The following is a 10,864-nucleotide window of genomic DNA, read 5'->3' as shown; positions in this document are numbered from 1 at the left end:
AACCAAACCACATTGGCGCTATACGAGGGCTACGCCCTCGGCGTCAGATTCGCTTCGCGAACCGTGACCTACACATCAACATGCAATTTTTCGATTAAACACAATGCCCCGTCAATCGTAGGGCGCTGTTAGGCCGCAGGCCGTAATGCGCCGTTGGGTGCGAAGCTCCCATAATTGAATCGAATCCATTGATGTTATACGAGGGCTATGCCCTCGGCGTCAGATTCGCTTCGCGAACCGTGACCTACGCATCAACACGCAACGCTTCGATTAAACACAATGCCCCGTCAATCGTAGGGCGCTGTTAGGCCGAAGGCCGTAATGCGCCGTTGGGTGCGAAGCTCCCATAATTGAATCGAATCCATTGATGTTATACGAGGGCTATGCCCTCGGCGTCAGATTCGCTTCGCGAACCGTGACCTACGCATCAACACGCAACGCTTCGATTAAACACAATGCCCCGTCAATCGTAGGGCGCCGTTAGGCCGCAGGCCGTAATGCGCCGTTGGGTGCGAAGCGGTCATGATTGAACCAAACCACATTGGCGCTATACGAGGGTTATGCCCTCGGCGTCAGATTCGCTTCGCGAACCGTGACCTACACATAACATGCAATGCTCCGATTAAACACAATGCCCCGTCAATCGTAGGGCGCCGTTAGGCCGAAGGCCGTAATGCGCCGTTGGGTGCGAAGCGGTCATGATTGAGCCAAACCACATTGGCGTTATACGAGGGCTATGCCCTCGGCGTCAGATTCGCTTCGCGAACCGTGACCTACACATCAACATGCAATTTTTCGATTAAACACAATGTGCCGTCAATCGTAGGGCGCCGTTAGGCCGCAGGCCGTAATGCGCCGTTGGGTGCGAAGCGGTCATGATTGAACCAAACCACATTGGCGCTATACGAGGGCTATGCCCTCGGCGTCAGATTCGCTTCGCGAACCGTGACCTACACATTAACATGCAATGCTCCGATTAAACACAATGCCCCGTCAATCGTAGGGCGCCGTTAGGCCGAAGGCCGTAATGCGCCGTTGGGTGCGAAGCGGCCATGGTTGAACCAAACCACATTGGCGCTATACGAGGGCTACGCCCTCGGCGTCAGATTCGCTTCGCGAACCGTGACCTACACATCAACATGCAATTTTTCGATTAAACACAATGCCCCGTCAATCGTAGGGCGCCGTTAGGCCGAAGGCCGTAATGCGCCGTTGGGTGCGAAGCGGTCATGATTGAACCAAACCACATTGGCGTTATACGAGGGCTATGCCCTCGGCGTCAGATTCGCTTCGCGAACCGTGACCTACACATCAACATGCAATTTTTCGATTAAACACAATGTGCCGTCAATCGTAGGGCGCCGTTAGGCCGCAGGCCGTAATGCGCCGTTGGGTACGCTGCGCCCATGGTTGAACCAAACCGCATTGGCGCTATACGAGGGCTATGCCCTCGGCGTCAGATTCGCTTCGCGAACCGTGATCTAGGATAATAGGTTTTATAGTGATTTTTGGAATTCTTTAACGGCATCAACAACTTGCTTGGCACCGGTTTGAATATTGTTCATCACTTCGCCAGCATTATTCGATAATGCTAAGGCGCTTTCTGCTTCTTCTAAGCTGGATTCGATAAGCGAAACGGCTTTTTCAGTAAGCTGTTTGTTTTCTGCCACTACATCGATAATTTGTTCGGTAGCCGAGCTGGTGCGGGAGGCAAGTTGACGTACTTCGTCTGCTACTACAGCAAAACCTCGACCTTGCTCACCAGCACGGGCCGCTTCAATTGCGGCATTCAAAGCAAGTAAATTAGTTTGATCAGCAATACCTCGTATCCCCTCGACCAGTTCAGATACTTTGGCTGACTGGGAGTCTAGGGCATAAATCCCCTGGCTGGCATCACTCATTCGAGACGATAATGACGACATGGTTTCTATGGTGGAGTTCAATACTTCAATACCTGTGGTGGCATTGGTGTCGGTTTCAATTGACACTTCATAAGCGATGTTCGACGTTTGCGAAATCGCTGTCTCCCGTTCCATTTGCTCAGTAATAACGGTAGCAAACTTAACGACTTTATAGAGTTTGCCTGTTTCATCGTGAATAGGGTTATAACTCGCTTCAAGCCAAATTACTTGCCCCATCTTATCTATTCGCTTAAATCGGCCTGAAACAAATTGACCGCTGGCCAGTTTACGCCAAAACTCGGCATACTCTTCCGAAGAGGCTTCTTCGGGAGTGCAGAAAATTCGATGGTGTTGGCCAACAATTTCGCCTTTGCTGTAACCTACACCTTGTAAGAAATTATTATTAGCCTCGAGGATTATACCTTCGAGTGTGAACTCAATAACAGCAGAAGAACGATCAAGCGCTAAAAGCATGTCCTTCATTTCATTGGACTTGGTAATGGTCTGTGTCAGCTCAGAGCCAAAAATGACAAAAGATGCTTTATCTTCAAGGGATTTTTTTAAAGGTTGAACAATGCATCGTAACCAGACTTCGCCACCACTTGCTGTTGTCAGGTTAAGCGCTCCATGCCAGTGCTTACCAGAATTTAAAGCGGCTAGAAATGTTTGAGACTCAGCTTTTATTTCAAAGTTACTAGCGATGATAGATTTTAATGGAGAACCTATAATGTCGTTTTCTGAATAACCAGTAGCATTCATGAAGTTTTGATTTACAGACGTAAGGTGACCATTATGGTCGACTCTAAAACTGATCATTTCTTCATTAAGGCTATCTCGGATATCCTTAAATCCTTTTAACTCCGTTTCTAGTTTTTTAATTTGAGCTAGTAACTTCTTGTTTTGAAAAAACATTAAGATTCTCCCGAACTTACTTTTGACACTATTTGAGCGTAAAAGTCATTTTAGACGTGCTTAATTACAAAGTGCAACGATAATTGGAGATGATTACAAAACAACGACAAAATGCCAGCAATAGGTACAACTATCAATGTCGATTCAACTAAGAGCACTGCGCCCACGGCACATTACGATTTACAAAGCTCTCGTTTGAATCTGACGATCTGGTTGTTGGTTCAAACACAGGCGTTAAAAAGCGACTGGAATTTCGTCTGGGGTTTCGAACGCAAGCCAAGCGGCAAGTTTGATTCGCAGTGCGTCTACTCCATCGCCGTTTAACGCTGAGAAAGTTTGTACACTACCGTCGATGTTGAGCTCTTTGATGGCTTTTTGAACGGCAAATTTTGCGTTATTGGCAGGGCCACGTTTGAGTTTATCTGACTTAGTCAAAAGAACATGCACCTTCATACCGTTCGCCGCTGCCCAATCTAGCATCATGGTGTCGAACTCTTTAAGTGGGTGACGAATGTCCATCACAAGAACAACCCCTGCCAATGAACGACGGTTCATCAGATAATCCTGCATGTGTGCTTGCCAGACTTTCTTCATCTCTAACGGCACCTTGGCAAAGCCGTAACCTGGTAAATCTATTAAACGTCTGTCTTCTAGGTTTAAACCAAAGCAGTTAATCAGCTGAGTACGGCCCGGTGTTTTTGATGTGCGAGCCAGTTTTCTTTGATTTGCAAGTGTATTTAACGCCGTTGACTTACCCGCGTTGGAGCGTCCTGCAAATGCCACTTCCAGGCCCTGATCAAGTGGGCATTGTGAGAGTTTTTCGGCACTTTTAATAAAATGCGCAGATTGAAAGATGGCGTCAAAGGGGGTCATAATTAGTTTTCGTCTGTTATTACTGATGATCAAAATTGAGTGCGTATCATGCCAGTTTTAGGGCCTATTTACCATGAAAACCGTCTTGTGAGTTTTATTGTTATTGTAAGGCTCTCTGTGAAGCGATTCTTTTGTTGTAAGTTTTACGTAAACTTGTTGAAATAGAAGAACTTTACACATTAGAAGTAATCGTAATTCATAGCCCAGTGTGCACAATAGCTATAACACTGATATTTTACGATTGTTAGGAGAACATTTTCATGAACAAGTTACTGTCCGTTTTACTTTTCACCTTGCTGTTACCTTTTAGCGCTATGGCGGCTGATTACAGTGACGGCAATGGTTACACCACCATTAAAAACCCTGTACGCACTGAAGATCCAAATAAGATCGAAGTAGTCGAAATTTTTTGGTACGGCTGCCCACACTGTTACAGCTTAGAGCCAATTACCCTTGCGTGGGCTGCTAACGCTCCTGAAGATGTAGATTTTAAATTCATGCCTGCCGTATTTGGCCGTGGTTGGGTGGATCATGCTAAAGCCTTTTATGTGGCAGATATTCTTGGTATTGAAGAAGACATTCGTGCTGATCTATTTAACACTATTCATCAAGAAGGTAAGCGTATGAACTCTGAAGACGCCTTAGCCAGCTTTTTTGTCAAGCACGGGGTCAATGAAGATGAATTTCATAAGCTGTACAATTCCTTTGCCGTTAACAGTCGTTTAAAGCAAGCTGATGCTAAAATAAGAGCATACGGAGCTCGCGGTGTTCCTGGCATTATTGTTAATGGCAAATACATGGTGACGGCACAAACTGCTAACGGAAATAACAATATTTATAAAGTGGTCGATTTCTTGATTGAGAAGGAACGTAACCTATAAGGCTCGTTCATAAGGAGCAAGTATGACGGAATCCTCAAACGAAAAGCTGGTTGAGGCGCTTAGAAAAGCCGTATCACGCACTAGCATGCTAGCTGAGGGAAATGACCCTGAGCTGGATTCCGTTGTACGCCAGATTCGACAAAAGATCTCCAAAACAGAAGATGCCAAGGAAATTCAGCATGCTTTAAGCCAAGCAGAACCTTTTATATTAAAAAGTGATACAGCTCGTTTAAATCGAGCCAAGCAAGTGAGAGACACCCTTCACGATCTAATGGATTTATTAGAACAGCAGCCCAATTCTGTTCCACTCAATGGTAAGCGCAAGCTTGAGACCATGATACGAAGCCACTGGGAAGCCCCTTGCCATTGGCCAGAAATATTCCAAAATTACTTTGAACTTGCTGAGGCAACCCTTAATAACAAAGCTCCAGCAGATCGAAGCAGAACTCCATTTTTTCAGAAGTTTTTTAATCGTACGGAAGGCCCGAAAAAGCAGGGTAGCGAACTGGACGTGACACTCGAGATCGGCAATTTATTCGCCAACCTTATGAAGAACCTGTCATTACCAGAACAGTACGACCAAGATCTTGAGCAACTTCAGTATTCTTTTAGCTCGAACCGAGATTTAGCTCGACTCCCCAAACTGCTTAATGAGGCCGTTAGTCTGATCATGATCGCCATAGGCGATACCCAACGGGGACTAACTAACTATTTAAACCAGCTTAACGACCAATTGGCCAGTATTAATCAATCAATTGTTAGCAGCTATAAAAAACAACGCACTCTTTCTAAGAGCCGTGAAAACTTTGATCAACAGTTAAGAGAGCAAGTAACAAATACCAGCAAGGATGTAAAAAGCGCAAGTGACTTAGAAAGTCTGAAGCAACTCATCGATCAGCGCATGGCAGCCATTACTGACACCATGGTAAAATACCGCAGCCAAATGGACAGCCAAGAAAAGCAAGCAAATCAATCTATTGCCTTGTTAAAGAATAAGGTTAATTTCATGGAAAAAGACGCCTCAGTATTGCGTACCATGCTGCAAGAACAGCTTGCTCAAGCAACAACAGATGCCCTCACCCAGCTACCGAACCGAGCCGCTTATCAAGAGCATATTCAGCTTTTACTGCAAAATATGAAATCATCTGACCTTAAGCTCTGTATTGCCGTATGTGATATTGATTTCTTTAAAAGTGTCAATGACTCTTATGGCCACCTAGCTGGCGATAAGGTTCTCCGCTTGGTACCTAGGCAAATCCGTAATGCGCTCAGCAAATCAGACCTCATGTTTCGCTATGGTGGCGAGGAATTTATCATCATTTTCCCTAGCACTACTTTGGAGCAAGCAGCGAAAAAAGCCGAAAGTGTACGTCTCGAAGTCGAAAAAACGCCATTTAACATGGAGGGGGAGCCTGTTTCGGTTTCCGTTTCCATTGGTGTAGCCGAGGCGCGACAAAATGAAGTGCCTGATGAATTGTTCGCTCGCGCAGACAAACAACTCTATTTAGCCAAAGAGAATGGCCGTAATAAAGTAATGATTGACCGTTAACTGAAACAAAGCTGTATGCGTATTTTACTGTGCCAGTTACAATAGTAGAAATTAGAGAATAATCGGTTACTGCAACCGCTTTTAGGATGATCCAGTTTATGCAAGAAGACCAAAACAAGACCACTCACTTCGGTTATAAAGAAGTGCCTACAGAAAAGAAAGTTGAAGCTGTTGCGCAGGTCTTTCATTCCGTTGCTGCTAAGTACGACATTATGAATGACCTAATGTCTGGTGGCGTCCACCGTCTTTGGAAGCGTCATACTATTAGTCAATCTGGCGTACGAGCAGGACAAACGGTTCTTGATATCGCTGGAGGCACAGGTGACTTAACGCTCAAGTTTTCCCGTTTAGTTGGAAGCCAAGGACAAGTCATTTTAGCTGACATTAACGACTCTATGCTGAAGGTAGGCCGAGATAAATTGGCCAACCGCGGAGTAGTAGGAAATGTTAAGTTCGTGCAAGCGAATGCCGAAGAACTGCCGTTCCCTGATGACACATTTGACTGCATCACGATTGCCTTTGGCTTGCGTAATGTGACCGATAAATCAAAAGCTTTGGCTTCTATGTACCGTGTACTGAAACCAGGTGGCCGTTTATTGGTACTGGAATTTTCAAAACCTGAGTCCGAGATGCTATCACAGGTTTATGACCAGTATTCTTTCCGTCTGCTACCAACAATGGGTAAATTGATTGCCAACGACGCAGAAAGCTACCGTTATTTAGCTGAGTCCATTCGTATGCACCCGGACCAGGAAACCTTAAAAGGCATGATGGATGAAGTGGGCTTTGAACGCACGAGCTTTCAAAATCTCACTGGTGGGATCGTTGCCCTTCACAAAGGCTTTAAGTTTTAACCATGTTTAAAAGTGCGTCGCGTTTTCTTCGTATTGCATACACCCTAGTACGCTACCGTTTGGATGCGTTTATTCCGTTTCACTTACTACCTTGGTATTTACGCTACAGCTTAGGCCTGTTGTGCTCTATTGGTGCAAGCAAAGCGAAACAACATCGAGCGGAGAACTTACGCCTAGCATTGGAGTCATTAGGGCCAATTTTTGTTAAGTTTGGACAAATCCTTTCAACTCGCAGAGACCTTTTAGAAGATGACTTGGCAGACGAATTGGCGAAGTTACAAGACAAGGTCCCGCCTTTTCCAGGGGAAGTGGCTCAGCAGATCATCGAAAAGGATTTACAACAGCCTGTAGCACAACTATTTGCCCAATTTGATGTTACACCACTTGCCTCTGCCTCGATTGCTCAAGTTCATACCGCCACACTTCATGGCGGCGAAGAGGTTGTCGTAAAAGTCATTCGCCCTGGTATTGAAAAAACCATACGCCAAGACCTAGGGCTACTTTACAGCTTGGCTCACATGGTCGCGAAGCTCAGTGCTGATGGCCGAAGATTACGCCCAGTAGAAGTAGTAACTGACTACGAATACACCATAATGGATGAGCTGGACTTAGCAAAAGAAGCGGCAAACACAGGGCTTTTACAACGAAATTTCACTGATTCAGAGCTCCTATATGTACCTCAAGTCTATTGGGACTATTGCCGCCGTAACGTCATGGTAATGGAGCGCATTGCTGGGATACCAGTTGCTGACATAACCGCTCTTAATGCTGCCGGTACTGATATGAAGTGCTTGGCAGAACGAGGCGTGGAAATTTTCTTCACGCAGGTTTTTTCCCACAGTTTTTTCCATGCAGACATGCACCCTGGTAACATTTTTGTTGATGTTAGCAACCCGCAAAAGCCAAAATACATGGCCATTGACTGCGCAATTATGGGGAGTTTGGACGACTCTGATAAAAGCTACTTGGCTCGTAACTTGCTTGCTTTCTTCACGCGAGATTACCGTAAAGTAGCTGAACTCCATGTAGAAAGTGGCTGGGTACCTAAGGGAACTCCTGTTCATGCTTTCGAGTCCGCGATTCGCAGTGTTTGCGAACCAATGTTTGCCAAGCCACTGAAAGACATTTCATTTGGGCAAGTTTTATTGGGGCTCTTTCAGACCGCTAGGCGCTTCAACATGGAAGTGCAGCCGCAATTAGTTTTACTTGAAAAAACCCTGTTAAATATCGAAGGGTTAGGACGCCAGCTTTATCCAGACTTGGATTTATGGGTTACAGCAAAACCGTTTTTAGAGCGCTGGATGCATGAGCAGGTTGGCCCGAAACGAGTCGTTGAAGAAGTTCGCAAACAAGCTCCTGAATGGGCTGGACAACTGCCCCAGATTCCGAACTTGGTATTTACAGCATTACAGCAAATATCTCAGCAACAAGAGAGCATGCAGGCCCAGACTCAAGCAATCGAAAAGCTCAGCAAGAGGCTAAAGAAAAATCATAAAAATTTACCATTTAAGCTATTAGGCTTGGTAAGTTTAGGAGCGGCTTGGATCACGACAGATCCGGCTTCATTGGAACATTTAAGAAACGTTGACTTAATGAATGCAGGCTTGTTTTTGATTGGTTTGTATCTGCTTGTATTAAAACCGTAACATTTGAGAGATTATAATGAACACTGATGTATTGGCAGAACTCGCCGCCACTCTAGAACAGCGTAAAAGCGCTGCCGCCGACTCTTCATATGTCGCCAGTCTACACGCAAAAGGTCTGAATAAGATTCTTGAAAAAGTCGGAGAAGAAAGCGTTGAGACCATTATTGCCGCTAAAGACGCTGTTGCCTCAGGGGATAAATCAGATTTGGTTTATGAAACAGCGGATCTTTGGTTTCACACGCTAGTCATGTTATCGCATTTAGATCTTGGCCCTGATGCTGTACTAGAAGAGTTGGCACGTCGATTTAACTTATCTGGCCTAGAAGAAAAAGCCAGTCGCACGAAAAAGTAGGAGAAATTTATGTTAGGTGGAATCAGTATTTGGCAATTGCTTATTGTTTTAGCCATTCTTGTTCTTATTTTCGGTACCAAAAAACTGAAAAACTTGGGTTCTGATCTAGGTGGCGCAGTGAAGGGTTTCAAGGAAGCGGTAAACAAAGAAGATGACGAAGAAGCCAATAAAACCGCACAGAATAAAGTGATCGACGTTGAGCACAACGTTGATAAAAACGATAAGAGCGCTTAAACCGTGTTCGACATAGGTTTTTCTGAACTGCTTATTGTTTTTGTGGTGGCGCTCTTGATTTTGGGCCCTGAGCGTCTCCCCCATGCAGCTAAGACAGCAGGACTTTGGATTCGTAAAATTCGCCGTAGCATTAACTCAGTACAAAGAGAGATTAATGCTCAGCTTGATGATGAAGAAATGACTCGCAAGCTAATGGAAACAAACAAGAAAGCACTTGCTGAGGAAGCTCTCACAGAGAACACAACTCTTTCAACTGCTAAGGCTATAAAAAAAGAGGCTGATCAAAGTGGCGAGTCGGCGCAGAGTGCAGAAAAGGTCATTCAGAATACCATCACGCCTTTGCCAGAGAAAGAACCCGTTGTCGTTCAAAATGAGCCGCTGCAATCGCATGAACAAGCTGTGAGCGACAAACAAAACGCTAGTTAATTATTCTTCTATCCTGTTTTTGAGCAAAATACACTATGGAATCAGCAAAACAACAAGCCCCTCTTGTTTCTCATCTTGTGGAGCTAAGAAATCGTTTATTAAAAGCGGTCTTGGTGATTCTGCTGCTTTTTGTTGGAATGTACGCTTTTGCCAATGAACTGTACCTACTCGTTTCTGAACCTTTGCGCTTGTTACTGCCTGAGGGTAGCTCGCTGATTGCGACTGAGGTTGCTTCTCCCTTTTTAGCGCCACTCAAATTAACCTTTGCCGTTGCCGTCTTAATATCTGTACCTTTCACTCTTTATCAGGCCTGGTCTTTTATTGCTCCGGCCCTTTATAAAAATGAAAAGCAAATTGCCATTCCATTGCTCATTTCCAGTATTTTCTTATTTTATGCAGGGGTCTTATTTGCTTACTTTGTTGTTTTGCCGCTCATTTTTGGTTTTTTTACCACTGTGGGGCCAGGTGAAGTGACCGTGATGACCGACATTAACAACTATTTAAATTTTGTCCTTAAACTGTTTTTTGCATTTGGGATAACCTTTGAAATTCCTGTTGCCACTTACCTCATGATTAAAGCTGGTGTAACCGATGTTGCCAGCTTGTCAAAGAAGCGCCCATATATTTTCCTGGGTTGTTTTGTCATTGGCATGTTGATCACCCCCCCTGATATTTTCTCACAAACCCTGCTTGCCATTCCCATGTGGCTGCTTTTTGAAATTGGCTTGATTGCTGGCCGAACCGTTAAAGCCGAAGACGAGCAATCGTAGGCACAAAGAGAACCTGACGCCGAGGGCAAAACCCTCGTGTTACACCTATTAAATTCAACGCCGGTCCAATCATGGGCGCTGCGCACTCAACGGCGCATTACGGCCTTCGGCCTAACGGCGCCCTACGATTGACGGTGCATAATTCCAATGGGGTTGATGATTCCACGATTCGATACCAATGGATTTGGCGATGACATCGTATAACGCCGATTTGGTTTGGTTCAATCATGGGCGCTGCGCGCCCAACGGCGCATTACGGCCTTCGGCCTAACGGCGCCCTACGATTGACGGTGCATAATTCCAATGGGGTTGATGATTCCACGATTCGATACCAATGGATTTGGCGATGACATCGTATAACACCGATTTGGTTTGGTCCAATCATGGGCGCAGCGCACCCAACGGCGCATTACACCAATGGGGTTGGCGATGATATCGCATAACACCGGTTTGATTTGGTTTCATT

Annotated in this window: 10 protein-coding genes; 8 read left to right on the top strand and 2 right to left on the bottom strand. The window is 45.2% G+C overall.

The window, feature by feature from the left end:
• Nucleotides 1-1,496: 1,496 nt before the first annotated feature.
• Together ACYVGZ_RS14445 and yihA are read right to left on the bottom strand one after the other, a co-directional pair.
• Entirely contained in the window at nucleotides 1,497-2,813 is a 1,317-nt protein-coding gene (locus ACYVGZ_RS14445) for a methyl-accepting chemotaxis protein (protein ID WP_460757061.1), read from the bottom strand.
• A gap of 234 nt (nucleotides 2,814-3,047) precedes the next feature.
• Complete coding sequence (gene yihA, locus ACYVGZ_RS14440) at nucleotides 3,048-3,686, bottom strand: ribosome biogenesis GTP-binding protein YihA/YsxC (protein WP_460757058.1); 639 nt, start codon at nucleotides 3,684-3,686, stop codon at nucleotides 3,048-3,050.
• A gap of 260 nt (nucleotides 3,687-3,946) precedes the next feature.
• Here yihA and ACYVGZ_RS14435 point away from each other — a divergent pair, with 260 nt between their 5' ends.
• The 8 genes from ACYVGZ_RS14435 to tatC all read left to right on the top strand — a co-directional run bounded on the left by ACYVGZ_RS14435 (nucleotide 3,947) and on the right by tatC (nucleotide 10,398).
• Nucleotides 3,947-4,567, top strand: a complete 621-nt coding sequence (locus ACYVGZ_RS14435) for a thiol:disulfide interchange protein DsbA/DsbL (protein ID WP_460757056.1) — start codon at nucleotides 3,947-3,949, stop codon at nucleotides 4,565-4,567.
• 22 nt (nucleotides 4,568-4,589) lie between these two features.
• Nucleotides 4,590-6,116 (top strand): GGDEF domain-containing protein, encoded by a 1,527-nt coding sequence (locus ACYVGZ_RS14430; protein WP_460757053.1) that lies wholly within the window; start codon nucleotides 4,590-4,592, stop codon nucleotides 6,114-6,116.
• Between the two features lie 98 nt (nucleotides 6,117-6,214).
• Complete coding sequence (ubiE, locus tag ACYVGZ_RS14425; RefSeq protein WP_460757050.1) at nucleotides 6,215-6,970, top strand: bifunctional demethylmenaquinone methyltransferase/2-methoxy-6-polyprenyl-1,4-benzoquinol methylase UbiE; 756 nt, start codon at nucleotides 6,215-6,217, stop codon at nucleotides 6,968-6,970.
• Between the two features lie 2 nt (nucleotides 6,971-6,972).
• Complete coding sequence (gene ubiB, locus ACYVGZ_RS14420) at nucleotides 6,973-8,616, top strand: ubiquinone biosynthesis regulatory protein kinase UbiB (RefSeq protein WP_460757048.1); 1,644 nt, start codon at nucleotides 6,973-6,975, stop codon at nucleotides 8,614-8,616.
• 16 nt (nucleotides 8,617-8,632) lie between these two features.
• A complete protein-coding gene (locus ACYVGZ_RS14415; RefSeq protein ID WP_460757045.1) occupies nucleotides 8,633-8,968 on the top strand; it encodes a phosphoribosyl-ATP diphosphatase in 336 nt (111 codons plus the stop codon).
• A gap of 9 nt (nucleotides 8,969-8,977) precedes the next feature.
• Nucleotides 8,978-9,202: a Sec-independent protein translocase subunit TatA gene (tatA, locus tag ACYVGZ_RS14410; protein ID WP_460757042.1), complete on the top strand. Its 225-nt coding sequence runs from the start codon at nucleotides 8,978-8,980 to the stop codon at nucleotides 9,200-9,202.
• Nucleotides 9,203-9,205: 3 nt separating this feature from the next.
• Nucleotides 9,206-9,628: a Sec-independent protein translocase protein TatB gene (gene tatB / locus ACYVGZ_RS14405; protein ID WP_460757039.1), complete on the top strand. Its 423-nt coding sequence runs from the start codon at nucleotides 9,206-9,208 to the stop codon at nucleotides 9,626-9,628.
• Nucleotides 9,629-9,663: 35 nt separating this feature from the next.
• Entirely contained in the window at nucleotides 9,664-10,398 is a 735-nt protein-coding gene (tatC, locus tag ACYVGZ_RS14400) for a twin-arginine translocase subunit TatC (protein ID WP_460757036.1), read from the top strand.
• The last annotated feature ends 466 nt before the right edge of the window (nucleotides 10,399-10,864 follow it).

It is taken from the genome of Marinomonas epiphytica, from assembly GCF_054780655.1.
Note: the sequence above shows the minus strand (reverse complement) of the source record. Positions and strands in the feature narration are given on the sequence as shown.

Bases quoted from the DNA above. Each gene is read 5' to 3' on its own strand.
- ACYVGZ_RS14415 (WP_460757045.1), top strand. From the start codon at position 8,633: ATGAACACTGATGTATTGGCAGAACTCGCCGCCACTCTAGAACAGCGT.
- ACYVGZ_RS14430 (WP_460757053.1), top strand. From the start codon at position 4,590: ATGACGGAATCCTCAAACGAAAAGCTGGTTGAGGCGCTTAGAAAAGCC.
- tatC (WP_460757036.1), top strand. From the start codon at position 9,664: ATGGAATCAGCAAAACAACAAGCCCCTCTTGTTTCTCATCTTGTGGAG.
- ACYVGZ_RS14445 (WP_460757061.1), bottom strand. From the start codon at position 2,813: ATGTTTTTTCAAAACAAGAAGTTACTAGCTCAAATTAAAAAACTAGAA.
- yihA (WP_460757058.1), bottom strand. From the start codon at position 3,686: ATGACCCCCTTTGACGCCATCTTTCAATCTGCGCATTTTATTAAAAGT.
- ubiE (WP_460757050.1), top strand. From the start codon at position 6,215: ATGCAAGAAGACCAAAACAAGACCACTCACTTCGGTTATAAAGAAGTG.
- ubiB (WP_460757048.1), top strand. From the start codon at position 6,973: ATGTTTAAAAGTGCGTCGCGTTTTCTTCGTATTGCATACACCCTAGTA.
- tatA (WP_460757042.1), top strand. From the start codon at position 8,978: ATGTTAGGTGGAATCAGTATTTGGCAATTGCTTATTGTTTTAGCCATT.
- ACYVGZ_RS14435 (WP_460757056.1), top strand. From the start codon at position 3,947: ATGAACAAGTTACTGTCCGTTTTACTTTTCACCTTGCTGTTACCTTTT.